Genomic DNA, 24,153 nt, shown 5'->3' with positions numbered 1-24,153 from the left:
AAGGCTGGTCAAAAAGGTTCAGCCGACTAGATAACGGCGTGAGCAATATAGTGTCGTACCATGTTTTCGACGTTGTTTAGTTCCTCGTCGACGATTTGACGATATGGCAGCAGAGTATTTGTATCAGCAAGATTCGTTTTTAAGAAGGGCGCCATCCACGGTTCTGGTTGAATCACACCCTGCTGAAGCATGAAGCGCAGATAGAAATGCATTTTCAAAATCAGAACATCTTGCGCGATTTCGATCGACTTTAAGGTATGTCCCAAAAGATTGAATAAAAAGTCGGAGTGCTTATCTCCCTCTTGGGAAACTTTGGCTACACAGTCCAAAACATGAAGGGCAAATTCCAGATGATCGTAATCCTGGCGGATACCGGGAAAATCATTGATCAAAGAAGCTTCCTGAAGAGTGTGCATCTTGCCTTCGGCCACGCCCTCTTTATATGTAAAGTTAACGAAATGCGTGGGCTCAAGGATGCCACCACCAAAACGTTTTTTGCTTTTTAGAGCACCACGAGCCATGAAAGATAACTTCTCTCCTTGCGGAGAAATTGCATGCAAAATCAAATCGGACTCTCCGTACTTCATTTTACGCAATATAATGAATTTATCTTTAGCTTGGGACATGCCCCATATCTAAACGTTCCAAGACTGCTCTTCAAGCAGTTCTTGGTAACTTTCGCGAAGTGCGCTGGCAAACTGAGGATTCTCCAGGATCGTAGGGCTGGCAATCACAAGCCCACGGAGACTTTCAAGGCTTGGAGCTGGCTCCCACCAGTTCGAAAACATCTTCATATCTGACCAATGGCACATATTCGTACTATCAGCCATTCCCCACCCTTCGGCGCTGGAAAGACTCAGTTTCGCAAAGGTTTTTTCCAGTAAGGCCTCGGCACTGACATCTTTAAAAACTAAGACCGCACGATCAAATAGACGTGCTTTCCCAGAAGAAAAGTAAGGTTGTGCAATGTCAGCTAAGGAAGCTTCAAAAGAACTCACAAGGGACTCATTCAATTTACGCCCTTCTTGAGAGAGCATTAGCTCCTGAGAAACATCCCCTTGATTCCATTCCATATTTTGCACCATCATCGGCGGACAACGGAATCTTTCACCTAAAACAGCAACGGCCAGATTTCCTGAATAGGAGCACAAGCGCACAGAGTAAGGGCGCATATCTGTTTTATGGTGAAAATGGCGTGAGTGAGAAATGCGGAACGCATAGATTCTTTTTTCATTCAGAACTTTATCAAGCTCATCGACAAAGGGATATAGCTCCCCTGTCACGGGATGGTCTTCGGCAAACACCACAAAGTTAGTGTCTTTTTTTAAACCATCAGCCCAAGCTTTCACATCCTCCAACTGCAGGTGTGACATGATATTTACTTCGTAAGTTTCTTTATAATAGTAAGGCAGTAAGTTTTCAAAAACGGGGGTCTGACCCTTGATAAAGCCAATCGACTTTTTATGCGCCATGAATTGCGCGCTTCCCTGAGCAATTTCAAAAACCGCATGTGCCAGTCCCTTGAAAACGCGCACGCGCAAAGGATCAGCTAATCCAATCTGGGTTTTTAAAGAATCATTCAACTCATCCCAAGTTTCCGGTCGCACAACATCGATGTACATATCAATGACGCTAACATCAATTTTGCCAAATGACTTTGGGACAAAAGTCTGATTTCCCTGCGGTTTATAAAAAATAATTAACTTTCATCTATCGGGCAGATCGAATGTGGTTGAACTCGCTCTTAACAAGGCGCTCCAACCCAGTCTTAAATGGTGATTCAGGACGCGACACTCGTTGGCGCTAAGGGGAATTATGTATCGAAAAGATTGCCATTCTGATAGATTTTTAGTGAGAGGTACAAATGACAAAGAAAAGAATTGAATGGTCGGTAGCGTTGTTCCTGACATTGAACCCGCTAATCACGTTCATCCTGATGCCGATTTACTTCTATATGCACGGCTTCGAGTGGGGTATTGCCCTTTTTGCACTAGTTTTCGCCGCTGCTACTAATTTGAGCATCACGGCTGGTTACCACCGTTTGTTTTCACATAAAAGCTACGATGCGCATCCCGTTGCTAAAGCGATCTTTCTTTTGATCGGTGCTTCTGCCTTTCAAGGGTCTGCATTGAAATGGTCTTCGGATCACCGCCGCCACCATACACATATCGATGGTGAAAAAGACCCTTACAATATCAATGAAGGCTTCTGGTACGCCCATATGGGCTGGATGTTCTTTAAGGACTCCGTAGATCAAAAAATCCATGCTCCAGATCTTCAAAAGGATTGGATGGTTGAGTTCCAACACAAATATTACGGTTGGTTGGCGTTCGCTACGGGCTTTGTTGTTCCCACTTTGATTGGCGCGGCTATGGGCTCATGGATGGGTGGTTTGGTTATCGCTGGTGGTTTGAGAATTTTCTTAACTCAGCAATCAACATTCTTCGTCAATTCTTTGTGCCATACTTTGGGCAAACAAACTTACTCGAAAGAGATTTCAGCGCGTGATTCTTGGTTTGTAGCGGTTCTAACTCACGGTGAAGGTTATCATAACTTCCACCATAAGTTTCAAATCGACTATCGTAACGGGATCAAATGGTATCACTGGGATCCAACAAAATGGGTTATTCAAACTTTGAACGTCATGGGCTTGGCATATAAACTTCGCCAAATCTCCAACGTAGAAATTTTGAAAGCTCGTTTGCAAGCAGAGTCCGCAGAGCTTACAAAAGTGGGCTTCGCTGAAGAACACCTAAATGTGATGAGAGAAAAAATCATCGAAGCTCAGGCGAAGATCAAAAAGCTTCGTGAAGACTACGAGCAATTCAAAGCGGACGCAGTACGCAAACGTGAAGAGTTGAAAGAAGCCTACGATCACAAGCTTGCAGAAATTAAGCGCGAGCTAGAAGTTGCCCACTTAGAATTCCAAATGGGCATGAAGTTGTGGAAGCTTCACCTTCGCTCTGTTTAGAAATTTGATTACATAAGTACGAAAAAGCCTGCTGAAAAGCGGGCTTTTTTATTTTTATCGAACAAAACATTTATAGATTTAGGTCTAGTAAATGTTACCCGCCATTTCTACTAATTAAATTTTTATTTAATATACCAAGAATACCCCTCGTTGAATTTTGAACGTCAGGAGGACATTCATGGGTGAATCCGCGTTACAGCAAGAAAGCTTCAGCGTCGAAAAAAAGGCGCAACAACGTTCTATTAGACAAGATCGCACTACGATCACTCCTAAGTCATGCTTCCTATCCTTTGGTGGTTATAAGGCAGCCATTCACGACGTTAGCATCTTTGGTTGCTCTGTGATCGTGGAGCCAGAAGAGCTTCCACTGGTGCAACAGTACTTTAAAGCTCACATTACCACTGAATGTGATGTCATGTTTAAGGAAATCACTTTACAGAAGCTGCAGGTACGCTGGGCGCAGTCAGAGCGCCTGGTGGATGACAAAGGTCAAGATACCATCATCATTGGTTTAGACGTGATGAATGAGCCCTTAAACGTGGAAATAATTAAAGCCAATGAAGCAGCTCATCTGGTGATGGAAGAACAATCGGCTTATGCTCGTGGTGTGGCGCAACTTCCGATGGAATTTAAAGTCTTCGTTTACGAGCTTCGTGATTTCCTAGCCACTTTGAAACCAAAGATTGATCGCATCGAAGAACAAAAGCCCTTGAACGATTTCCACAAGGAAATGGAATTCCGTAAGACGGTGGCCGAGGCCTTTGCGAAGTATATGAATGCAGCACTCAGCCCCTCCTATCCGCTAATTCCAAGTTTGATGAAGGGCATGAATAAGTTTGAATTAAAATGGGCAATGACTTTTGCTCGTGAACAAATGGGTCCTTTGCTATGGGGTGCCCCGTTCGCTCATCGCGCCTATCATAAACCCCGTGGATATGCCGGCGACTATGAAATGATGAATCAGCTTTACCGTGACGAAGTCGTTGGCAAAACATTGTACGATCAATGTATCCACAAATACTTTGTCGAAGACGCTTCTGGCACAGCGGTACGAAACCGTGGTCAATACTTAGCGAAAAAGATTAAAGAATTGTTCCAAGAGACGCCTTCGAATCAAACGTTGAAATTAATGTCTATCGCCAGCGGCCCCGCGAAAGAACAACAGATCTTTTTACAAAATTCTGCAGCCTTTATCGGGCGCGATGCTGAATTTACATGTGTGGACCAGGACGAAGAATCTTTAAAACATGCTCACCGCCAATTGCATACGATTGATCGCAAAATGCAGTCAGGATTTAATTTCAAGTTTAGCAACCTAGCGATTCGCAATATTATCGCTCAGGGCTTTCCTGAAAAAGACTATGACATGATTTACACTGCAGGTTTGTTTGACTATTTCACCGAGCCGATTGCTCGCCGTACGGCGGAAAGAATGCTCGATGCTGTAAAACCTGGTGGCAAAATTATCATTGGAAATTTCTGTGCTGATAACTACAAATATGGGCCGTTCCTTGAGCTTTTCTTGGATTGGACATTGATCTATCGTACCGAGGCAGATTTGATGCGAGTTTTCGAAGGCCTTGGCTCGAAGATGTGGGTTGAAAAAGAGCCTTTGGGCGTAAACCTTTTCATCGTAATCCAGAAGTAGATTCTATCAATAAAGTGTTCTGATTCTGTCAGAGTCAGGACACTTTACGTCACCCTCCGCGAAAGTCTCAGATTGAGACAGCTTCATCCAGCATAAGTCACTGAAAACACATGTTCCATTTTGGCAGCCATCTTGCTCCTGAAAAAGCTGAGGAGAATCATGCAAATGAATATTTCAGCCTACTTATTGAAAGCCAGCTTGTTTGCCACATGCGGAATCATGATGATTGCCTCGTCAGATAATCATTTATTTGAAGTGACTGAGCTAGCTTCTAAAACAGATAAATACGTAGAAAAAATCTATCCTCTTGAAATCATCGATAAAACGCCCGCAAAAAAGACTCAAACTGCGGTGAAAGCTAAAACGGTTTCAGTAAAGAAAGCGAACCTTCCCACACAAGCTGCGACAGTTTCTAAAAAGCCACCAGTTTCAAAAGATGCGACTGCATCTTTGAACACGAACGCTGTTAAACAAGTCGAAAAAATGAATAAAGTGAACGAGATCCTGGCTTATAGCAAAGGCGATAAAAACGAAACCGTAGCTTGCACAAATTGCTCGGTGGCGAGTGAAGTGGCGTCTATGCGTTTCAACCAATGTTCTGATAAAGACGACTATTTGGAAGAAGCTTTGGAGAGAAAGAAACTCAGTAGATCTTATTTGGGTGCCTTGATCAGAACTCCCATCTCTAAAAAACCGATGGTTCGTCCCGTTTGTATCGAAACTGCGATGTTCTTACAGAGTCCCTCATCAGGCCCGGTCGTAAATTATAAAACATGCTCTGGCGGAAATGCTAAGAATGCTCCTGCACGTCCTTGCGTCAGCGAAAAATACTTTACTCTGGTGAATAACACGTTCGAAGTCGTTTCCCAATGTATGAAGACTTACATCGGTGAAGGTGAATCTGCAGCTGCTCAAAAGCAGAACATCCTAGCGGTGTTCGGTATGATCTCTGTGGAGTCCGGCTTCCATATCAATATCACATCTAAAACGGGTGCAGGTGGTATCGGTCAGTTCACCTCCCCTGCTATCAATGCTGTGAATAAAATGATTTCCGAAACTGAAGAGTTCTTGCTGACTCATCCTGATTCTCGCTGCCAAAAGCTTGCGACAGAGTTTTTAAAAGAAGACAAACTTATGAGTTCAGGGAAAACTTGTGACCGTGTTTCCATCAATGAAGGAAACCCCGTTACTAACATGATCTACACTTACGCTGCTCTTAAAGAGGCCAAGGACTATTTTGACAGCAGTGTTTTTGACGATGAAAAAATGAAAGCTAAATTTGCTTTATCCAGCAATGAAATGGCTAAGATCAAACGCGCCACTATGATCTGGTCCCATAATACAGGCTATGCTGGTTTGAAAACGCCACTCACTAAGCTGTTAACGACCAAATACGCAAAAAAGAAAGTAACAAATGCCGATACTTTCCTTGAGGAATTAAAAGAATACGCTCGCACTTATCCTAATAAAGGTAATGCTGGCTCTAAGGCTCGTATCAAAGAAACTGCGGGTTATTATGCGAAAATCCAAACCAAAATCGACTTGGTCGAACATGGTGCGGCGGGAGGCTCATGCTTAAACTAATCACGACCCTAATCTCTATCGCGGTTTTTGCTCCATCAGCTTCATGGGCTTTGAACGATTCTTATTCTAAGAATCTGATTGAAAAATCAGTGACGGCGATCGAAGCTTCTACAAGTAAAACTCAGAAGATGGCATTGGCAAAAGAATTTAAGCAGCTGGTTATTATGCGAGCTGATCAAATCGGAGAAGCCTCTTTGACCAACAAATCTTATGATGCAGAATCTTCAGAGTTGGTGGACCTGATCGTGGCTTTGGATCGTGCTACGATTAAAAAGGCTAATAAACACGAATGCGCCAAGGCCTTGAATGGTTTACTGACGGATGCTGGTATTGAAAACGTTGAGGAAACAGAAGCTCAATCTTGGAACCAATTGCAGTTCTCGCTGCCGAGTAAAATGACCCCGTATGAATTTGTTTCTTTCCGTGTTTTGAAAGCTATTTGCGAATAATCAAGTCAGAGTAAATTCTTTCATTACCTGGGCAGCAATTGTATTTTCGATCTTGCGATTTGCAGCCATTAACCAGATTTCCTCGTAGACACCTTTCATCGTTCCCAGAACAATCAATTTGCCATCTTTGGTAAGTTTCTTTGCCACCGCATCGGCCACGGGAATCAATCCTACCCCCTCGGCTCCCAACAAGGTTTGCAAACTCGTGTCCTGAATTTCAGCGACCTGATCAACTTTGATTCTGTGAACCTTAAAATAGTGATCGATTTCGCGACGCAATTTACTGTGAACTGTCGGGATCACAAAGGGTTGGCCTTCTAAACTTTGTGGAAAGTTTTTTTTAAGATGTTTAAATTTTTCCGAAGCACAAACTACGACCGGCAATTTTGCTATAGACTTCGCATACACTGATTGAAAATCGGTGGAGGGTGCATAATTTGAAAGAAGCAAATCCACATGGTGATTTTCAAGCTCGCGCAACAGCTGATCACCCGATCCTTCGACGACCGAGACATTGCAGTTCCCCGCTTTATAAGCCTGCATGATCACTTTGTGCGTGATGTCCTTTGGCACGCTATCTAGCGCCCCGATTTGCACATGAACACGATTGTTCTGCAAACGATCCTGCAGAACTTCCACCATTTCGGAGCCCAGGCTGAATACTTGCTGTGCGTATTCAAAAGCAATGCGCCCGGCTTCTGTCAAATGCAGGCGCTGTTTACTTCTTTCAAAAAGAGGCTTCCCTAAAGACTCTTCCAGCTGTTTCAATTGAGTACTAAGAGTGGGTTGGCCAATTTTCAATTTCTCGGCTGCTTTGGCGATGCTGCCTTCCTGCGCAATCGTAAAGAAATAATGCAGGTGGTGATAGTTAAGCCATTGAAAATCTTGAGTTGTTGTCTTGACCGCCATAGGAACCTCTTCGTTATAAGCGAATAACTTATTACAGTTTATCTATTTTTCAGAAGATTAAAAGTTATATAAACTAGTGGAATTAAGTCTGCTTTAGCATCAGGTGGACCTTCTCAACAGCTGGTTAGGAGATTTTTTTGGACCAAACTACGTTACTTTTTCCCTTTGCAGAATACTGGTGGTTTTACCTTGCCTTCCTTGGATTCGTCATCGGTATGCTTGCCCTGGATCTAGGTGTTTTTCACAAGCACTCTCACACCGTTGGATTTAAAGAAGCCACCGCTTGGTCGGTGGCCTGGATTTCTTTAGCCCTGGTATTTAACGGCCTCCTGTATGGCTATACCTATTATAAATTTGGCGACCAAGCGATTGCAAATCAGGTAGGACTGGAGTTCCTGACAGGTTACGTGATCGAAAAATCCCTATCGGTCGATAATATCTTTGTCTTTGTGGTGGTGTTCGGGTTCTTTGGTGTCCCAGCACAGTATCAGCACAGAGTCCTTTTCTTTGGTATCATTGGAGCCTTGATCTTCCGTGCAATCTTTATCGCTCTGGGATCCGTCTTGATGCAGTACCAAGCGGTGGTTCTGATTTTTGGCGTGTTCTTAATCATCACTGGTGTGAAGATGATGTTCTCCAGCGAACATGCTCCTGATCCTTCTAAAAACTGGTTGATCAAATTTATGCGTAAGCACATTCGTGTGGCCGATCGTATGCATGAAGACCATTTCTTTATTAAGGAAAATGGACTGCTGTACGCGACACCACTTTTTGTGGCGTTGGTGTTCTTGGAATTCACTGACGTGATCTTTGCTGTGGATAGCGTCCCCGCTATTTTTGCCGTGACCAAAGAACCCATGATCGTTTTCACGTCGAATATCTTTGCCATTTTAGGTCTTAGATCGCTCTACTTCCTTCTTGCGGGCGTGGTCGATAAGTTCCACCTACTGAAATATGGTTTGGCGTTCACGTTGATCTTTGTGGGCTTAAAGATGACTTGGTTGAATAAAGTATTTGATGGTCACTTCCCAATTGGAATTTCTTTAGCAGTGATTGCGGTTTTCATAGGTGGTTCAATTGCGTTATCGCTTTTGATCCCTCCTAAATCAGCTCCTCCTGCGACGCCGCAGGATAAGTCAGTCCCTCCCGATAATAAGCCTTAAAAAATGGGGCCCCTCCCCTAAAGTGTCATTGGCTGCCCACCACGCGATTCATAAGTCGTGATGGTGGGTGGTATCACTGCGAACTTAGGCAATGCCGCATAAAAATCCTTGGTGTATCCTTGCTCTAAGTGAGCGTGCAGGTCTTCCCAACTTTTCCAGGTCTCAATAAACATGAACACACCTGGCTCTAGTGGGTCTTCGAAAAATTCAAAACTCATACAACCTTTATCTGCACGAGCTGGATTGACGACGATGGCGGCCAGACCAACAAACTCTCGTTCTTTTTCAGCTTTCACCTGAATCTTGGATGTCATCACAATCATGGCTTTTCTCCCGATAACGTTAGTTTATCAGGCCATTCAATAATACGTCTTGGTGAACTGGGAATATCTGCTAAAATGAAATCATGAATAAACGCCTGTTCTTTGCTTTGAACGCGACCGATCCACTTGCGACAAGTTTCTTGCCGACCTACAAAAAATTGAAAATCAATGCCGATCAAAAAGAACTGGTGATTAAATGGGTTCCTCCGGAAAATTTCCATATCACCGTGAGCTTTTTGGGTGAAACATCCGAAGACAGCATCCCCGCCTTAAGCCAAGCTTTGCAAGATGCATGTGAACAGACAAAGCCCTTTGATTTGAAGATTGATGACGTGAGTGCCTTTTCCTCGGAGCACGATGCACGTACTTTGTGGCTGGGTGTGCAGAACAAAAAAGCTTTGGGGGAATTCAAAGACCGACTTGATGCAATCTTGAAAGAACGCAATCTGCTAAGCTTTATTGATAAGCGCGATTTCATTCCGCATTTGACGATCGCTCGCCTGCGCAATCCAAAAAGTGTGAAAGATATGATTTCACCATTTAAACGCAAAAGTTTTGGCAAGATTCACGTGAATGAAATTGTTTTGTATGAATCAAAACTTGCGGGGGCGTTTCCGATTTATAAGCCATTGTTTCGAGCGGCTTTAACCGGAAAAGACCAAGATGAAAATCTAATTCAGACCGAAGAGTAAATTCCCAAAAGCCGCAGAATTAAATTCCGCGGCCAGCAAGGTTCACGATCGAACGACCGTGAGCAAATACCATATACAAACGACCAGAATACATTTTCTTTTCACGCGGCCAGAAGAATGTGCGAACGATGCACTTTTCTCCCACCGGCAATGAGTCCGGGCAATTCGTCTGAGCATCGAAAACAAATCCACCAGCAATCGCTAGCTTTTTAAGCTCGAGAGGCTCATCCCCCACCGAAGTCACGGTAAAGTCCACATACTTGCGAGAGTTCACAAACGTAGAACCGAAATTATAATTGTAATACTGATCGCCTGACGGTTCGATCATTTGATCTTCAGGTTGCACGGAGCTGATTTCAATTTGCGCCTGAGCAAATAAAGTAAGAGGAAGAAGACTTAGCAAAAAACCGATAAAGATGCTTTTCATAGAACCCCCTTATTCAAAGGGTACCGTTTGATTTCAAAAAATGAAAATCGAATTTCTAATTTCAGGGAAATAGACCTTCCATAGAACTATATTTCCATATCAGTAACTGTGTTTGCTGACCCAGGATGGAGAAACTAAGGACGTACATTTAAAAAAAAAGCCACCTCGATGGTGGCTTTTTCTATTCTTAACCGTTAAAAACTAAATACCCTGTTTGTGGCGTTCTTCGTCATCAACGTGAGTCTGGATACCACCCTTAAGGTTGGGACGGTACGCCAAGTGGTTGATGTCGTAAATGAACTGACCACCGTTCACCGCTGGAGTTTGCCACTCAGGGCCCAAGCGGATCGCGTCTACCGGACAAGCTTCTTCACAATAACCGCAGAATACGCAACGAAGAATATCGATCTCATAAGAAATCGGGAACTTCTCAACGAATGGGTCGTTATGTTCAGCTGCCACGATTTTGATACATTCAGCAGGACAGTTCGTCGCGCACAACATACAAGCTGTGCAACGAAGTGAACCGTCTTTTTTAACTGTCAAAACGTGATTACCTTTAAAACGCGGAGAATAGTCGTACTTTTGTTCCGGGTAATTCAAAGTCATCATTTTTTTGCGGTTCACAAGATTGCCAACCATGTGTTTCATGGTTACGGACAAGCCACCTAAAATCCCCGGCAAGTACCATTTGGACTTTTCGGAGTTATTTTGCATTACGCTCATAGGCTACCTCTTCTGAACACAAACTCGTTCTTCTTACGATGTTCCAACTCAACTTGGTCAGGACGTTGGTTGTTTGGCATAAATGGAGCTGTCACAGGCATCGCCAAGTTTTTACCAGACATCAACAAAGTCGCTTCCGTCAAAGTTAGAGCCTCAGAAACAACGTTAGTTACTTTTTTGATCTTTTGTTCAAGACCCGAGTAATTGACGAATGTACCGTCTTTTTCAACGAATGTTTTCATTGGAATGATCCAAACATTACCCGTCAAAGCAGACAACGCTTCGTTTTTACCTGATTGCATCCAGATCAAGTTTTGAGCTTTGGAAAGCTCTTTCAACTTGTCGTTGTATTCAGGGAAAACGACCTGGTTTTCTGGACCGGCTACGACAACAGTTTTGATGGAACCGTTTGAAAGACCTGCAGACAAATCATTCCAAGTCGCCGTGATACCGTATTTTTCCATTACTTTCAGAAGGCCTTTAGTGTTCGGATTTTTATCTCCGCGAGATAGCAATCCGTCAAAGCTGTCGAAAGTTTCTTTGTTGTTGATCCAGAAGAATACTTTTTTAGTTTTGAATTCTTCAACGAATGTTTTGAAGATCGCTTCATACTCTTCAACAGTGTATTGAGCTGTCAAAACCAACGCCAAAGCATCGCCAGAAGTATTTTTTAAAACTTCATGTGCCGCCTTCGCAGCTGCACCTGGAGCCATTTCTGTCCAGCCAGCAGAACTGTGAACCATACCTTTAAGGATACGCGCTTCACGGTTTACGAATTTATAAGCGTTACGACCGTTGTCGCACATCCAGTGACCATTCACCTGTTCGTTGTAAACAGGTTTAATACGGAAGAGACCTTCCTTATTGTAGTACACTTTAATGTTACAACCCGTTGAGCAACCGTTACATACGCTGTCGCCATCTTTTAGATACCAAACGCGCTGACGGAAACGGAAGTCTTTGGAAGTCAATGCACCCACTGGGCAGATATCCACAGTATTCAAAGAATACTTGTTATCCAAAGGCATACCATCGTGAGTACCGATTTCAGTACGGTCACCACGGTTGAACAAACCAAGTTCGTTTGTTTTAGAAACTTCTTCAGTGAAACGAACACAACGAGAGCACAGGATGCAACGTTCAGAGTCCAAGACAACTGTTGGACCAAGATCGACAACCTTGTGTTTCTTTTGCTTGTGCTCGGCCATTTCTGGATCGTACTTACCGTACTCCATGTATTGGTCTTGCAATCCGCACTCACCGGCTTGGTCACAGATAGGACAATCCAAAGGATGGTTGATCAAGTGGAAGTCGAGACCCCACTTAACAGCGTCTTTTACTTTTTCAGACGTGTTATTGATTTTCATGCCTTCAGTAACCATTGTGTTACATGCGATTTGTACACGTGGATTTCCTTCGATCTCCACCATGCACAGACGGCAAACACCGGCCACACTCAACCCTGGGTGCCAGCAATAGTGAGCGATACGATCGCCCGACTGTTGCATCGCCTCGATAATCGACGTGCCTTCTTTTACTTCGACTTCTTTGCCATTAATGGTGCATTTCGGCATATGTCGTTCCTTTTACTTTCGAACGTCCTTCACGAACGTAGAATTCAAATTCATCTCTAAACTTAGTTACGAAACTTAGAACCGGTAAAGCAGCAGCGTCTGAAAGAGCGCAGATAGTTTTACCTTTCATGTTATCAGCAACTTTAACCAACAAATCGATATCCTGAAGACGGCCACGACCTTCCAAGATCGAATGAAGGATCTTGTTCAACCAACCAGTACCTTCACGGCATGGAGTACATTGACCGCATGATTCGTGAGCATAGAAGTGAGTCAAAACACCCAACATATCAACCATACATTGAGAGTCATCCATCACGATAACTGCGCCGGAACCAAGCATTGTGCCCAATCCTGCAAGTGATTCGTAATCAAGATTCGCTTTCATAACTTCTTCAGCTGTCAAAACCGGAGCAGACGATCCGCCCGGGATGATTGCTTTCAATTTACGACCTGGCTTCATACCACCGCATTCGTTATTGATAAGATCAATCAAAGGATAACCAAGTGGTACTTCGTAGTTACCTGGCTTAACAACGTTTCCGGATACAGAGAACAATTTAGTTCCCGCTGATTTTTCAGTTCCGAATTTACGATAAGTTTGCGCACCATCTTTAACGATGTAAGTTACGGCTGCCAGCGTTTCAACGTTGTTCACGATTGTAGGCTTACGCAAGTAACCTTGAACAGCTGGGAATGGAGGTTTCAATTTTGGTTGGCCTTTAAGACCTTCCAAAGAAGAAATCATACCCGTTTCTTCGCCGCAAATATAAGCACCAGCACCACGGTAAACATCGAGGTCAAAGTCAAAACCTGAACCCAAAATGTTTTTACCCAAAAGACCTGCATCGTAAGCTTCTTTGATCGCTTTGTTCAGGCATTCGATAGGGAATACGTATTCACCGCGCACATAGATGTAACCTTTGTGTGAACCCACTGCGAAAGCAGAGATAATCATACCTTCGATCAATTGGTGAGGAGCGCGCTCCATCATCATACGATCTTTGAAAGTACCTGGTTCACCTTCATCGGCGTTGCAAAGTAGGTAACGAGGTTCGCCATTTTTCGGCAAGAAGCCCCATTTCATTCCCGTCGGAAAGCCCGCACCACCACGACCACGAAGACCAGAAGCCTTTACTTCGTCGATGATTTGTTGCGGTTGCATTTTCAAAGCTTTGGGCAAAGTTTCGTAACCGCCTTTAGCTTTGTAACCTGCAAGAGTTTGGTACTCTGGTAAATGATAGAATTCTGTAAGAACTTTTGATTCAGCCATTATCTCATACCTCTCAACAAGTTCATTGCAGACTCTGGAGTTAGCTTTTCATGATAAGTGTCATTCACTTGCATCATTGGAGCAGTTCCACATGAACCCAAGCACTCAACTTTAGATACTGTAAAGCGGCCATCAGCTGTCACTTCGTTAAGCTTAACGCCCAACTCTTTACAGATGTGGCTGGCCATTTCACGACCGCCTTCAAGAGCACAAGAAATATTCGTGCAAACTTGAACGTGGTATTTACCGACAGGTTCTTGATTGAACATTGTATAGAATTTGAAAACTTCATTGATACGCGCTTCTGGAATATCCATAACTTGAGACAAGTGACGGATAATATCTGGCGTGATGAAGCCATTATTTTCTTTTTGAGCAATATAAAGACTTGGAATAATCGCAGACTCTTTCGCTTCGTAGCGAGCAAGTTCTTTATTAACGTTAGCCAAGCCTTGTTCAGAAAGTTTAAACATCGTTATTACCCTCTAAATTAGCGATCTAGTTCGCCGGCGATAAGATTCATCGAAGCGACTGTCGCAATCGCATCCGCCAACATCGCGCCTTTAACAACAGTCGGGAAAGACTGATAGATTGCGAAACATGGTGGACGAACTTTCAAACGGTATGGGTTGGCAGAGCCATCGCTCACCAAATAGAAGCCCAATTCACCATTCGCTGCCTCTGTTGCATCGTAAACTTCGCCCACTGGTGGACGAAGACCTTTGATCACAAGCATGAAGTGGTTCATCAAACCCTCGATGTTACCGTAAACGTCTTTTTTCTCTGGAAGAACGATACCTTTATCGCGAATCGTGTAATCGCCCGCTGGTACGTTCTTACAAACTTGTTCAATAATACGGATAGATTGGCGCATTTCTTCGAAACGAACCAAGTAACGGTCATAGATATCGCCCGTCGTACCTACTGGAATATCGAAATCCAATTGGTCATATCCATAGTATGGATTGGCTTTACGCAAATCCAAGTTCACGCCAGAAGCGCGAAGCATGGGACCTGTGTAACCCCATTGAATAGCATCAGCAGCAGAAACAGGGCAAACACCACGAGTACGTTGGATGAAGATTTTATTATCAACAACCATTCCCGCCATCTCATCCGTTCCACGGCGAAGCTCTTTACAAAGAGCTAAGACCTCGTCGAACCAGCCTTCCGGCGCGTCCTGAGCCATACCACCTACGCGAGTCATAGAAACCGTCAGGCGAGCACCGCAAAGTTTTTCGAACAAAGTATAAACTTGCTCACGCAAACCGAACATATAGAAGAATGAAGTCAAAGCACCCAAGTCCATCGCACCAGTACCGATTGCAATCGTATGGTCGATAACACGAGAAAGCTCGGCAAGGATGATACGCATTGCTTGAGCTTTAGGCGGAATTTCAACACCCAATACGCGCTCAACCGCTTTACAGTAACCAATGTTATTCATTGGAGCTGAGCAGTAGTTCAAACGGTCTGTGTATGGAATCACTTGGTTGTATGGGTGAGTCTCTGCCATTTTTTCGAAGCAGCGGTGAAGGTAACCGATTTCGTTGTTACAACGAACGATTGTCTCCCCGTCCATTTCAGCCATAACACGAAGAGTACCGTGCATCGCTGTATGGGCAGGACCGATGTTCAAAGGAACATATTTATCATTCAATACATCACCTGGTTCACCCGGTTCGTTATTGAAATGAATTGGCAAAGAAGCTGTACAAGATTGTTGTTGGTCTGCCTCGTAATCTTTACGAAGAGGATGTCCAACGAATTGGTGGTGAGTCAAAATTCTGCGAAGGTTCATGTGACCTTCGAATTTGATACCGAACATGTCGTAAGCTTCGCGCTCGAACCAGTCCGCACCACGGTAAGCTGGAATTGCTGTACCGATCGACTCGCCTTCACCTACTTGCGCTTTGATACGCAAGCGAGTGTTGTCCTTTGAAGAGAACAAGTTATAGACAACATCAAAACGTTTTTCGCGAGTTGGATAGTCCACTCCGCAAACGTCCATCAAGAAGTCGAATGAACCTGATTCTCTCAAGTACATCAAAAGTTTAGGAACGTCTTCTTTTGGAGCTTCAATGATGTCATCGCCGATGGCGTTGTAGAACTTGAAGTTCGCAGTGTTGAAGCGACCCGCTAGGTTTTGTTTTAGTGTATCAAGCTTGCTCATATGGGCTCTTCCAGTTGTCTTTCCACGGGCGTGGAGTGTGATCGCCGATCATTTTTTGTAAAGCCATAATACCATCCATCACCGCTTCTGGTGTTGGAGGGCAACCTGGGATGTAGACGTCGACAGGGATGACTTTATCAACACCTTGAAGAACGTGATACGCACGATAGAAGCCACCTGAGCTTGCACATGCACCCATGGAGATTACGTATTTTGGCTCAAGCATTTGTTGGTAGATACGAACGATGACTGGCGCCATCTTTTCAGTGATCGTACCCGCAACCACAAGTAAGTCTGCTTGACGAGGAGAGAAACGTGCAACCTCTGCTCCGAAACGAGCAAGGTCATATTTCGGTCCCATCACCGACATGAATTCGATACCGCAACAAGCAGTACCGTACGGCATTGGCCACAATGAATTTTTGCGTCCCCAAGCAACGATGTGATCGAGCTTCGTAGTGAACGCAATGTCTCTCGACTGATCGTCTGCTGCTTGAGTTCCGAGCGCGGAACCTTGCACTTGATCTTTGTGCATAAATACACCTCTGCAATTTCAATTAGCTATCATTAAGTAACTAACGAAAAACCGTAGTCCTGACAACTAGATACTCATTGTAAACCCGCGTCTGATAAACTTCAACGCGCCAAGCTAAATGCGTGCAGATCTCCAATTGAAATTGATTCTCCTCTCGAATGCTCACACACTTAAATTTCGACTCAACGTCCGTCGAGAAACTCGACTGCGTAACCACATAACAAGGATTGTTTGAAAGGAGTTTTTCATGACTAAGATGGCTGTATTCGCCTCTTCTGCCATTCTCGCTTTTGCTTTGGGTGCTCAAGCTCAACACAAAACACAAGATTTGCTCATTAAACTGGCACCTGGCTTCGACAACGTCGAAATTTCAGGCGCGAAAACAGAAAAAATCACGGAAAATCTAGTTCGTGTTCAAGCGCCCAAATCTATGAGTTTCAACACTTTGGCGAAAAATCCAGCGGTTGAGTATGTGCAACCGAACTATCCGATTCACTTGATGGAAGACTATCGCATCCAAGATCCTTTGCGCAGAGCTGCTTTGGCAAAAATGTTGCGCCGTAACCCAGAACCACAAGTTCTGGCGATTAAAGACAACCCAGAAATCCCTGACGCTCCGCAAGCAACTACGGGCGCAGATCCATTGTTCAATAAACAATGGGGCATGAACAACATTGGTGTGGTTGAAGCTTGGAAAGTCACTCAGGGTTCTCCAGATGTTGTTGTCGCGGTGATCGACACGGGCGTAGACTATACCCACGAAGACCTCCTTCCAAATCTTTGGAGAAATCCAAAAGAGATCGCTAACAACGGTATCGACGATGATGGCAACGGCTACATCGATGACACTATTGGTTGGGACTTTGTATCTAATGACAACAAACCTTATGACCTTTCTATGGAGCCACTTGATATCCTTTTCAAAGGTGGCAACCCAGGTCACGGGACTCACTGCGCTGGTAACGTTGCTGCCCGCAACAATAACGGCAAAGGTATCGCAGGCGTTGCACCAGGCGTGAAAATCATGTCTTTGCGTTTCATCTCTGAAAAAGGCCAAGGCACAACGGCCGACGCGATCAAAGCGATCAACTATGCAGTGAACAACGGCGCAAAAATCATGAGCAACTCATGGGGTTCTGAAGGTGAAGATCCAAATGCAGGCGCAGAGAATAAAGCTCTTCGTGATGCAGTTCAGTTTGCACAAGACAAAGGTGTTTTGTTCATCGCAGCGGCTGGTAACGGTCACAAAGGTGTCGGCTATGACAACGATAACGACGCAGCACCAGCTTACCCATCAAGCTATCCACACGACATCATCATCTCTGTGGCAGCTATCGATGCTAAAGACCAATTGGGCTCATTCTCGAACTGGGGCAATCGTTCTGTAGATATCGGCGCACCAGGCGTTGTTGTTTTCTCGACGACGGTGTTTAACAACTATTCTGATATCGTAATCGATAAATACGGTTTTAAAGCAACTTGGGATGGGACTTCAATGGCCACTCCACACGTTGCCGGTGCAGCAGCTCTTTACTGGTCAGCTCACCCAGAGAAATCTTGGCAAGACGTTAAAGCTGCGATCTTGGGTTCTGCAAAACCAATCCCAGCTTTGAACGGCAAAGTAACATCTAATGGTAAATTGGATGTTGGCGCCCTTTTGAAATTCTAATTTCAGAACCACCGCTAAAACCACCAAAGGGAGCTCATTGAGCTCCCTTTTTTTTATCTCTTTTTTAAAGCGGTCACATCCTTCAGAGGAGCCTTACCAAACATCCGCGAATATTCGCGACTGAATTGAGAGGCACTTTTATAGCCCACTTTAAAAGCAGAACTTTCCGCCGTTTCATTTTCATCCATCATCAGACGTTTTGCTTCTAAAAGTCGCAACCGCTTTTGATATTGTATCGGACTCATTGCCGTCACTTCTTTAAAGTGTTTGAAAAAAGCAGAACGACTCATGCTTGCCACCTTAGCCAGCTCGTTCACATCAATGGGCTGGTGCAAATCAGATTTCAACTGAAACAATGCTTTCGAAACTTGATGCATTTTGCTTCCTGAAGAAACCACCTGGCGAATCGCGGATCCTTGAGATGTTTTAAGCAGATAATAAAGAATCTCGCGAACTATCAATGGGCCCACAACCGTCGCATCCTCAGGCTTGATGAAAAGCTTCGTTAAGCGCAGAGCCGCTTCCAACATCTGCTCATCGGCTTCGCCTGCAAAAAGGGCTCTTGGTGTATCATCCTTTTCATTTAAAAAATCATGACTCATTTGAGCAGCCACTTCCGTCAATAATTGCGGATTGATTTCAATAAGGATCGCCAAAAAAGGTTTGTCTTTGGATTGCACAGGCACGCGACTAGTTACAGGCAATTCAAAGGGTGTCGCGGTAAAATGCGAAAGTTCCGCACGATAAACACTGCGCCCTAAAACGATTTCCTTACAGCCCTGCACCACAATTCCCAAACAAGCTCGCCAACGAAGTTTCGATTTGGGACGATCCTGAGATATTTTTGTGCAATATACCCCTGTAACAGGTGTCGGATGAGTCCCTTCCGGAGGGCCGTAGTCATTGAACGCTTTTAAGAGCTGCGAAGCCAGGTCTTTCATATCTCAATTTTAAACCAAAATCCGCACCGTCACAAATCACTATCCCGGTTTTGGACGATTAGGCAATACCTTTGGACCTTTGGGAATTTACGATATCCACACACCTGATAAATTGTAAGAACGAACTTAAACATAAATGAGGTCAGTTATGAAAGTATTTGTAACAGGCGCCACAGGTTTTGTAGGCTCCGTCGTCGTTCAAGAACTACTAAAGTCAGGCCACAAGGTCCTCGGCCTTGCCAGATCAGAAGCAGGTGCATCCCAACTTAAAACCGCAGGAGCTGAAGTTCACCTGGGTGATATCTATGATTTGAACTCCATCAAATCTGGCGCTGAAAAATCTGATGGTGTCATTCACACAGCATTCAACCACGACTTTTCAAAATTTAAAGAAAACTGTGAAACTGATCGTGCCGTTATCGAAACACTAGGTACGGTCCTTAAGGGGACGGATCGTCCTTTAGTGATAACCTCTGGTGCAGCGATACTGACGCCAGGGCGTAGGGCCTTAGAATCAGACATGCCAATATTTGGTCCGACGGGACACCCCCGAGCAGCCTCTGAAGAAGCCGCACAAAACGTGGCAATACAAGGAGTAAGAACTTCGGTTGTTCGCTTGGCTCCATCAGTGCATGGCAAAGGCGATAAGGGCTTCGTACCTGTACTCATTGGTTTGGCAAAAGAAAAAGGTGTCTCGGCCTACATTGAAGATGGCGAAAACAAATGGCCTGCCATCCACCGCTTAGATGCAGCAGTCCTTTACAGACTGGCCCTAGAAAAAGGAGCCAAACAAGCTAATTACCATGCAATAGCGGAAGAAATATCTTTCAAACAAATAGCTGAACTCATCGGCAAAAAACTAAACCTTCCGGTAGTCAGCAAATCACGACAAGAGGCCGAAGCCCACTTCACTTGGTTCACCCACTTCGCCTCCCTTCATGCCCCTACCTCTAACAAACTGACTCAAGATATTTTAAACTGGAGACCAACCCAAACAGACCTATTAACCGACATTCAAGAAAACTACTAATAGCAAAGCGCTAGTCCTTTTGGCGCGTCTGGTAAAAAAATAATTTCCCGGGCGACGCCGCCAAATCAAAACCGCTTCATTACTTTCCTTTTGGAAAGTCAGGCACAAAATAGTGCGATCTTCTCAAATTCAAAAATGATGCTATCTTTTAGATAGTAACAAACTAAAAGAAAGGCGTTACATCATGAAAACCAAAGAAGAACTCAGACAACAAGCACAAAACACATTTCAAGCCCATTTAGATAATCTCTCATCCGGCAAAGTAGATGAGTGGGTGAATCTGTGGGCGGAGGATGGAGTGCTAGAATTCCCTTTTAAATTGCCGGTCTATCCAGGACAAGTTGAAGGCAAGGCCATGATCCGTGAATACATGCGACACTTCCCAGAAACCATCAAACTGGAATTCTCGAAGCCGACTTTTCATTTAACTGAAGACCCAGAACTGGTCGTGGCAGAGTTCACCGCGAAAGGGCACATGCTGGCCAATGGCAACCCTTACAATCAGACCTACATCTCACTGGTCTACACCAAAGACGGAAAAATCACACGCTACAAAGATTTCTGGGATCCACTCGTAGCCATGACTGCGCTTGGAGAAAACAACAACTATCAAGGCGCTATCGCCACGCTTTAAAGTAAAAGGGCAGCTCTCGCTGCCCTTTTTTTATTCTACATTTTTAGCAACCCGGCGGATTTTAGAGTCATGCTCTACCGACCACTCACACAATATGGTAATTGCCGGTCGAACACTTTTACCAAACGAAGTCAGCTCATACTCAACTCGCGGAGGTACTTCAGGATACACCTGACGCTTCACCAAATCCAACTGTTCAAGCTTCTTAAGAGTTTGCGCCAACATCTTGGGAGATATCGTAGGAATCTGTCGCTGCAACTCGCTATAGCGCTTCTTCCCTTCCATCAAAATAACCAAAATAATAATAGTCCACTTATCCCCAAGCAACCGCGCCCCAAGACTAAAAATACAAGTCTCATCGAACAAAGGCTTCCTACGGATCTTAGAAATCATCCCCTCGATCCGCTCTTCAAAAAAATCATCCACTTTACTCATAAACTATCCCATTTATAGCAACTACCCCAAATATACCACAAAATTCAAAAGTAAAAAAGGAAGGTTCGATGAAATCCAAAAGCATGGATTGCGAATTAAAAACGAAGTCACCCAGGGGCGACAGCCGCGAGGCAGGCTGCGGGTACACGACAGACTGATTCGGGGCTGACGGACTTGGTGAACCGCGGGTGTGTAATTCAGCATTCTAGGCTGCGTTTTCTGATTGGTAATTTGCCCATTCCCCTCTCCCATAAAACCATAAACAAAAAACAAAAAAGCGAGGTATTCATGCACTACAAAAGAGTCCAAACTCTCTTGATCCTAACTGCATTTCTATCAACCCCTGCCTGGGCCGCAAAATTCAACATTGACCCTGCCCACACAAGCGTTACTTTCAAAGTACCCCACATGGTGGTTTCAAAAGTAAAAGGATCATTCACCAAATTCGAAGGCAGTTTCGATTTTGATGAAAAGTCTCAAAAACTGGATAACGTGGTTGTAAAAATCCAAGCGGATTCTATAAACACCAATCAAGCCGATCGCGATAAACATTTAAAAAGTCCTGATTTCTTAGACGTCGCCAAGTTTCCAGCAATTGAATTCAAAAGCAGCAAAACGGAATACGACACGGCCAAACCCAAAAAAGTTCAAGGCAAGGTCACTATTCATGGCGTGACAAAAGATGTGACACTGGATGTGGATTACAAAGGTGCCGTCACAGACCCCATGGGCAATCGCCGCATCGGATTTGAAATCGAAACCAAACTAAACAGAAAAGATTTCGGCTTGGTGTGGAATAAAGCACTTGAAACAGGAGGCGTCGTGGTTGGTGACAATGTTGACGTGGAAATCGAAGGCGAAGCCATCGTACCAGGAAAAGCCAAATGAAGTATCAAACATCAAACTTCAAAGTGGGAATGGGCTTAAACCCTTCCCATTTTTCTTTTTTAGAACAACAGCCTTTGACAGACGTCACATGGTTTGAAGCTTCCAGTGAAGATTATATGTCTCCCCTGAGCCGTTCCATGGAAGTGTTAAAAAAACTTCGCCATGACTATCCCATTGCTTTACATGGGTCTCACTTAAATATCGGCAATCCGGATGGGGTTGATGCCACCTATATTCAAGAATTGCGAAATTTGATTGAACGAGTGGAACCATTCGTCGTTTCAGATCATCTTTGCTGGACCGGTGTTAGTACTCACAACATGCATAGTTTTTTGCCACTTCCTTTAAATCAAGAAACTATGCAACTGGTAAGCAATAATATTGATTCTGTTCAGAACCAGCTTAAAACATCCATCGCCCTTGAGAACATAGCGACCTATGTGAACTATGCTCACAGTGATCAAAGCGAGTTTGAATTCCTGAGTGAACTTGCACGCGCCACCGGATGCGGATTGGTATTAGATCTCGGTGCTCTCTACGTAAATGCAATGAACCATGGATTCTGTCCGCGCAAACAATTGCAAAGTTTGCCACTGAATCAAGTCGTACAAGTTCATTTATCGGGGCCTACCGAAACGGAATCACATTGGTTGGACAGGAAAGCGTCTGAGGTGACCAGACCTGTCTGGGATCTATTCAAAATCGTGGCACCTTATATCCGACATCTGCCGGTCGGAATTGAAAGACAGCGCAATATTCCCGATTTTAGCGATCTCGAAATGGAAGTGATCAAAGCCTCTTTTATCTTGGAGAACAATAATGAAAACCAGCGAAGCTCAGCATTTGTTTAAGTCAGGAATGTTCAATGTAGTATCCGACCAGGTCCTGCAAGGCATGCGTCCCGTCGGCAATATTCCTTTAGAACAGGGTTTCGAAATATATCACGACATCTATTATTCAAAGTTAGCTGGCGCATTGGCCCGCACTTATGAAACTTTCGCCTGGGTATTGGGACCTGATCTTTTTCACGAGCTGACGGGGCGATATATCGAATCCCAACCTGCTGTTAGTTTTCGACTGTCAGAGTACGGAGCCAATTTTCCCGAGTATTTGGGAGCGACGGCGAAAACTCGCGGTATTCCGTTTTTACAGGATTTAGCGCAATTCGAGTGGCTTTTAAAAGAAGTAAACAATGCCGCCACTCCAGATCCCGTTCCTGTCGAAAATGTCCATGACGTGATCCACTCGAATAACTTCCGCATATCATTTATTGAAGCGATGGGTATATTCCAAAGCATGTATTCAGTGACTTCACTGTGGGCACATCGAAAAGAGCCACGTTACATGTACGAAGATATCGACTGGAATAAACCGGAGAGCGTATTGATCTATAAAAAAGATAAAGAACTTATGGTGGAACCTATCGATCCCACTCATGCAGAAGTGATTCTAGATCTGCGCAAAGGCAAAAGTATTTCTCAAGCGCTTTCAGGCTTTTCTGAAGTGATCTCGCCAGCCGACAACAAGAAGCTGTTTCACATCTTGATGAGAACCGGCATTATCGACGATATCATCCTGTTATAAACGAGTGGACGGCAAAGTGCTGCGTAGGTCCTTTGCTGTCCCCTTCATATGCACTGTCATCCCTGCCATACCACGGCAAGTTTCCGAACAGTGACGACAAGCTTCAGCGCATCTTTGCATCAAAGGATCGTCATAGGACGCACAGATCGCGGCACAAGCTGTTGAGAGTTCAAAGGATAGCTCACAGGCCTGGTGATGAAACTCTAGCTCTGCCAACATCATTTTTGATGAAAGCTGACACGCCTCTGCACACATTTGCAGAACAGAGACATTTTTGCCTGAAACCCCTTGTTGCAAAAGATAATGAAGGGCTTCCATACACGCTTTGGTGCAATTCATACAGGCTTTAATACATTTCGCGGTTTCGCTGTCTTGCACTGAATTCGACGCCATAACAACCTCCGAATAATGAAATAGGTCTCCACCTAAATTCTATTCCCAATCAGGTCGCTCGTCAGAATGTGTTGAAAAGTGTGTTGGATTGCAACAAGGCCCTGTGTTTCCTATCAGGGCCTTGCGCGATTT

26 protein-coding genes are annotated in these 24,153 nt (G+C 44.3%); 12 read left to right on the top strand and 14 right to left on the bottom strand.

All coding sequences use genetic code 11. From position 1 onward, the window contains the following. Positions 1-26: 26 nt before the first annotated feature. Positions 27-626 (bottom strand): DNA repair protein RecO, encoded by a 600-nt coding sequence (gene recO / locus B9G69_RS17655; protein ID WP_088615340.1) that lies wholly within the window; start codon positions 624-626, stop codon positions 27-29. Between the two features lie 9 nt (positions 627-635). After that, the gene (locus tag B9G69_RS17650) at positions 636-1,622 is read right to left on the bottom strand and encodes a hypothetical protein (RefSeq protein ID WP_088615341.1); all 987 of its coding nucleotides are present in this window, start codon (positions 1,620-1,622) and stop codon (positions 636-638) included. A 242-nt stretch (positions 1,623-1,864) separates the two neighbouring features. Here B9G69_RS17650 and B9G69_RS17645 point away from each other — a divergent pair, with 242 nt between their 5' ends. The 4 genes from B9G69_RS17645 to B9G69_RS17630 all read left to right on the top strand — a co-directional run bounded on the left by B9G69_RS17645 (position 1,865) and on the right by B9G69_RS17630 (position 6,652). Continuing rightward, positions 1,865-2,971 (top strand): fatty acid desaturase, encoded by a 1,107-nt coding sequence (locus B9G69_RS17645; RefSeq protein WP_088615342.1) that lies wholly within the window; start codon positions 1,865-1,867, stop codon positions 2,969-2,971. 178 nt (positions 2,972-3,149) lie between these two features. Continuing rightward, on the top strand, positions 3,150-4,619 hold the full coding sequence (locus B9G69_RS17640; RefSeq protein ID WP_088615343.1) for a class I SAM-dependent methyltransferase: 1,470 nt from the start codon (positions 3,150-3,152) through the stop codon (positions 4,617-4,619). Positions 4,620-4,784: 165 nt separating this feature from the next. Further along, positions 4,785-6,203 (top strand): transglycosylase SLT domain-containing protein, encoded by a 1,419-nt coding sequence (locus B9G69_RS17635; protein WP_141096918.1) that lies wholly within the window; start codon positions 4,785-4,787, stop codon positions 6,201-6,203. Further along, on the top strand, positions 6,191-6,652 hold the full coding sequence (locus tag B9G69_RS17630; RefSeq protein WP_141096919.1) for a hypothetical protein: 462 nt from the start codon (positions 6,191-6,193) through the stop codon (positions 6,650-6,652). The genes B9G69_RS17635 and B9G69_RS17630 overlap by 13 nt, the downstream gene beginning before the upstream one ends. On the opposite strand, the gene B9G69_RS17625 is transcribed toward B9G69_RS17630, so the two are convergent. Further along, positions 6,653-7,561: a LysR family transcriptional regulator gene (locus B9G69_RS17625; protein WP_088615346.1), complete on the bottom strand. Its 909-nt coding sequence runs from the start codon at positions 7,559-7,561 to the stop codon at positions 6,653-6,655. Between the two features lie 215 nt (positions 7,562-7,776). Here B9G69_RS17625 and B9G69_RS17620 point away from each other — a divergent pair, with 215 nt between their 5' ends. Next, on the top strand, positions 7,777-8,724 hold the full coding sequence (locus tag B9G69_RS17620) for a TerC family protein (protein ID WP_088617163.1): 948 nt from the start codon (positions 7,777-7,779) through the stop codon (positions 8,722-8,724). Positions 8,725-8,741: 17 nt separating this feature from the next. Here the strand turns inward: B9G69_RS17620 and B9G69_RS17615 are convergent, their stop codons facing one another. Next, positions 8,742-9,047 carry a putative quinol monooxygenase gene (locus B9G69_RS17615; RefSeq protein ID WP_088615347.1) on the bottom strand — a complete coding sequence of 102 codons (306 nt, stop codon included), beginning with the start codon at positions 9,045-9,047 and terminating at the stop codon, positions 8,742-8,744. A gap of 83 nt (positions 9,048-9,130) precedes the next feature. Here B9G69_RS17615 and thpR point away from each other — a divergent pair, with 83 nt between their 5' ends. Further along, entirely contained in the window at positions 9,131-9,739 is a 609-nt protein-coding gene (gene thpR, locus B9G69_RS17610; protein WP_088615348.1) for an RNA 2',3'-cyclic phosphodiesterase, read from the top strand. 19 nt (positions 9,740-9,758) lie between these two features. Here the strand turns inward: thpR and B9G69_RS17605 are convergent, their stop codons facing one another. The 7 genes from B9G69_RS17605 to B9G69_RS17570 form a co-directional block, all read right to left on the bottom strand. Then, entirely contained in the window at positions 9,759-10,166 is a 408-nt protein-coding gene (locus B9G69_RS17605; protein ID WP_088615349.1) for a hypothetical protein, read from the bottom strand. 201 nt (positions 10,167-10,367) lie between these two features. Beyond that, complete coding sequence (locus B9G69_RS17600; RefSeq protein ID WP_088615350.1) at positions 10,368-10,892, bottom strand: NuoI/complex I 23 kDa subunit family protein; 525 nt, start codon at positions 10,890-10,892, stop codon at positions 10,368-10,370. Continuing rightward, positions 10,889-12,466, bottom strand: a complete 1,578-nt coding sequence (locus B9G69_RS17595; RefSeq protein ID WP_088615351.1) for a 2Fe-2S iron-sulfur cluster-binding protein — start codon at positions 12,464-12,466, stop codon at positions 10,889-10,891. The genes B9G69_RS17600 and B9G69_RS17595 overlap by 4 nt, the downstream gene beginning before the upstream one ends. Beyond that, a complete protein-coding gene (gene nuoF, locus B9G69_RS17590; protein WP_088615352.1) occupies positions 12,447-13,739 on the bottom strand; it encodes an NADH-quinone oxidoreductase subunit NuoF in 1,293 nt (430 codons plus the stop codon). Before nuoF ends, B9G69_RS17595 begins: the two co-directional genes overlap by 20 nt. Next, the gene (locus B9G69_RS17585; RefSeq protein ID WP_088615353.1) at positions 13,739-14,212 is read right to left on the bottom strand and encodes a complex I 24 kDa subunit family protein; all 474 of its coding nucleotides are present in this window, start codon (positions 14,210-14,212) and stop codon (positions 13,739-13,741) included. The genes nuoF and B9G69_RS17585 overlap by 1 nt, the downstream gene beginning before the upstream one ends. Positions 14,213-14,229: 17 nt before the next feature. After that, on the bottom strand, positions 14,230-15,912 hold the full coding sequence (gene nuoD, locus B9G69_RS17580) for an NADH dehydrogenase (quinone) subunit D (RefSeq protein ID WP_088615354.1): 1,683 nt from the start codon (positions 15,910-15,912) through the stop codon (positions 14,230-14,232). After that, a complete protein-coding gene (locus B9G69_RS17570; protein WP_088615355.1) occupies positions 15,899-16,447 on the bottom strand; it encodes an NADH-quinone oxidoreductase subunit B in 549 nt (182 codons plus the stop codon). The genes nuoD and B9G69_RS17570 overlap by 14 nt, the downstream gene beginning before the upstream one ends. Positions 16,448-16,694: 247 nt before the next feature. On the opposite strand from B9G69_RS17570, the gene B9G69_RS17565 reads away from it, so the two are divergent. Next, positions 16,695-18,116 carry a S8 family peptidase gene (locus B9G69_RS17565; protein WP_265437877.1) on the top strand — a complete coding sequence of 474 codons (1,422 nt, stop codon included), beginning with the start codon at positions 16,695-16,697 and terminating at the stop codon, positions 18,114-18,116. 53 nt (positions 18,117-18,169) lie between these two features. Here the strand turns inward: B9G69_RS17565 and B9G69_RS17560 are convergent, their stop codons facing one another. Further along, positions 18,170-19,057 (bottom strand): AraC family transcriptional regulator, encoded by an 888-nt coding sequence (locus B9G69_RS17560; protein ID WP_265437876.1) that lies wholly within the window; start codon positions 19,055-19,057, stop codon positions 18,170-18,172. Positions 19,058-19,205: 148 nt separating this feature from the next. On the opposite strand from B9G69_RS17560, the gene B9G69_RS17555 reads away from it, so the two are divergent. Then, positions 19,206-20,087, top strand: coding sequence for an SDR family oxidoreductase (locus tag B9G69_RS17555; protein ID WP_088615358.1), 882 nt, complete (start codon positions 19,206-19,208; stop codon positions 20,085-20,087). Positions 20,088-20,271: 184 nt separating this feature from the next. After that, the gene (locus B9G69_RS17550) at positions 20,272-20,721 is read left to right on the top strand and encodes a nuclear transport factor 2 family protein (protein WP_088615359.1); all 450 of its coding nucleotides are present in this window, start codon (positions 20,272-20,274) and stop codon (positions 20,719-20,721) included. Positions 20,722-20,751: 30 nt separating this feature from the next. Here B9G69_RS17550 and B9G69_RS17545 read toward each other — a convergent pair whose 3' ends face one another. Continuing rightward, complete coding sequence (locus B9G69_RS17545; protein WP_088615360.1) at positions 20,752-21,156, bottom strand: winged helix-turn-helix transcriptional regulator; 405 nt, start codon at positions 21,154-21,156, stop codon at positions 20,752-20,754. Between the two features lie 288 nt (positions 21,157-21,444). Here B9G69_RS17545 and B9G69_RS17540 point away from each other — a divergent pair, with 288 nt between their 5' ends. From B9G69_RS17540 to B9G69_RS17530, 3 genes are read left to right on the top strand one after another with little or no spacing between them, the layout of a single operon-like run. Next, positions 21,445-22,044: a YceI family protein gene (locus tag B9G69_RS17540; protein ID WP_088615361.1), complete on the top strand. Its 600-nt coding sequence runs from the start codon at positions 21,445-21,447 to the stop codon at positions 22,042-22,044. Further along, a complete protein-coding gene (locus tag B9G69_RS17535) occupies positions 22,041-22,895 on the top strand; it encodes a DUF692 domain-containing protein (RefSeq protein WP_254916856.1) in 855 nt (284 codons plus the stop codon). The genes B9G69_RS17540 and B9G69_RS17535 overlap by 4 nt, the downstream gene beginning before the upstream one ends. Beyond that, positions 22,864-23,628 (top strand): DNA-binding domain-containing protein, encoded by a 765-nt coding sequence (locus tag B9G69_RS17530; RefSeq protein ID WP_088615362.1) that lies wholly within the window; start codon positions 22,864-22,866, stop codon positions 23,626-23,628. Before B9G69_RS17535 ends, B9G69_RS17530 begins: the two co-directional genes overlap by 32 nt. Here the strand turns inward: B9G69_RS17530 and B9G69_RS17525 are convergent. Continuing rightward, positions 23,623-24,021, bottom strand: a complete 399-nt coding sequence (locus B9G69_RS17525) for a four-helix bundle copper-binding protein (protein WP_088615363.1) — start codon at positions 24,019-24,021, stop codon at positions 23,623-23,625. The two genes, B9G69_RS17530 and B9G69_RS17525, sit on opposite strands and share 6 nt — an antisense overlap. Between the last annotated feature and the right edge of the window lie 132 nt (positions 24,022-24,153).

Origin of the sequence: Bdellovibrio sp. SKB1291214, assembly GCF_002209355.2 — a bacterium.
Taxonomy (GTDB): Bacteria; Bdellovibrionota; Bdellovibrionia; order Bdellovibrionales; family Bdellovibrionaceae; genus Bdellovibrio.
The sequence above is the reverse complement of the archived record's forward strand: the minus strand, read 5'-3'. Positions and strand labels throughout refer to the sequence as shown.

Bases quoted from the DNA above. Each gene is read 5' to 3' on its own strand.
- B9G69_RS17585 (WP_088615353.1), bottom strand. From the start codon at position 14,212: ATGTTTAAACTTTCTGAACAAGGCTTGGCTAACGTTAATAAAGAACTT.
- B9G69_RS17615 (WP_088615347.1), bottom strand. From the start codon at position 9,047: ATGATTGTGATGACATCCAAGATTCAGGTGAAAGCTGAAAAAGAACGA.
- B9G69_RS17545 (WP_088615360.1), bottom strand. From the start codon at position 21,156: ATGAGTAAAGTGGATGATTTTTTTGAAGAGCGGATCGAGGGGATGATT.
- B9G69_RS17565 (WP_265437877.1), top strand. From the start codon at position 16,695: ATGACTAAGATGGCTGTATTCGCCTCTTCTGCCATTCTCGCTTTTGCT.
- B9G69_RS17540 (WP_088615361.1), top strand. From the start codon at position 21,445: ATGCACTACAAAAGAGTCCAAACTCTCTTGATCCTAACTGCATTTCTA.
- B9G69_RS17570 (WP_088615355.1), bottom strand. From the start codon at position 16,447: ATGCACAAAGATCAAGTGCAAGGTTCCGCGCTCGGAACTCAAGCAGCA.
- B9G69_RS17560 (WP_265437876.1), bottom strand. From the start codon at position 19,057: ATGAAAGACCTGGCTTCGCAGCTCTTAAAAGCGTTCAATGACTACGGC.
- B9G69_RS17595 (WP_088615351.1), bottom strand. From the start codon at position 12,466: ATGCCGAAATGCACCATTAATGGCAAAGAAGTCGAAGTAAAAGAAGGC.
- B9G69_RS17525 (WP_088615363.1), bottom strand. From the start codon at position 24,021: ATGGCGTCGAATTCAGTGCAAGACAGCGAAACCGCGAAATGTATTAAA.
- B9G69_RS17550 (WP_088615359.1), top strand. From the start codon at position 20,272: ATGAAAACCAAAGAAGAACTCAGACAACAAGCACAAAACACATTTCAA.
- B9G69_RS17625 (WP_088615346.1), bottom strand. From the start codon at position 7,561: ATGGCGGTCAAGACAACAACTCAAGATTTTCAATGGCTTAACTATCAC.
- B9G69_RS17640 (WP_088615343.1), top strand. From the start codon at position 3,150: ATGGGTGAATCCGCGTTACAGCAAGAAAGCTTCAGCGTCGAAAAAAAG.
- B9G69_RS17620 (WP_088617163.1), top strand. From the start codon at position 7,777: ATGCTTGCCCTGGATCTAGGTGTTTTTCACAAGCACTCTCACACCGTT.
- B9G69_RS17605 (WP_088615349.1), bottom strand. From the start codon at position 10,166: ATGAAAAGCATCTTTATCGGTTTTTTGCTAAGTCTTCTTCCTCTTACT.
- nuoD (WP_088615354.1), bottom strand. From the start codon at position 15,912: ATGAGCAAGCTTGATACACTAAAACAAAACCTAGCGGGTCGCTTCAAC.
- B9G69_RS17530 (WP_088615362.1), top strand. From the start codon at position 22,864: ATGAAAACCAGCGAAGCTCAGCATTTGTTTAAGTCAGGAATGTTCAAT.
- thpR (WP_088615348.1), top strand. From the start codon at position 9,131: ATGAATAAACGCCTGTTCTTTGCTTTGAACGCGACCGATCCACTTGCG.
- B9G69_RS17635 (WP_141096918.1), top strand. From the start codon at position 4,785: ATGAATATTTCAGCCTACTTATTGAAAGCCAGCTTGTTTGCCACATGC.
- B9G69_RS17630 (WP_141096919.1), top strand. From the start codon at position 6,191: ATGCTTAAACTAATCACGACCCTAATCTCTATCGCGGTTTTTGCTCCA.
- B9G69_RS17600 (WP_088615350.1), bottom strand. From the start codon at position 10,892: ATGAGCGTAATGCAAAATAACTCCGAAAAGTCCAAATGGTACTTGCCG.
- B9G69_RS17645 (WP_088615342.1), top strand. From the start codon at position 1,865: ATGACAAAGAAAAGAATTGAATGGTCGGTAGCGTTGTTCCTGACATTG.
- recO (WP_088615340.1), bottom strand. From the start codon at position 626: ATGTCCCAAGCTAAAGATAAATTCATTATATTGCGTAAAATGAAGTAC.
- B9G69_RS17650 (WP_088615341.1), bottom strand. From the start codon at position 1,622: ATGTACATCGATGTTGTGCGACCGGAAACTTGGGATGAGTTGAATGAT.
- nuoF (WP_088615352.1), bottom strand. From the start codon at position 13,739: ATGGCTGAATCAAAAGTTCTTACAGAATTCTATCATTTACCAGAGTAC.
- B9G69_RS17535 (WP_254916856.1), top strand. From the start codon at position 22,041: ATGAAGTATCAAACATCAAACTTCAAAGTGGGAATGGGCTTAAACCCT.
- B9G69_RS17555 (WP_088615358.1), top strand. From the start codon at position 19,206: ATGAAAGTATTTGTAACAGGCGCCACAGGTTTTGTAGGCTCCGTCGTC.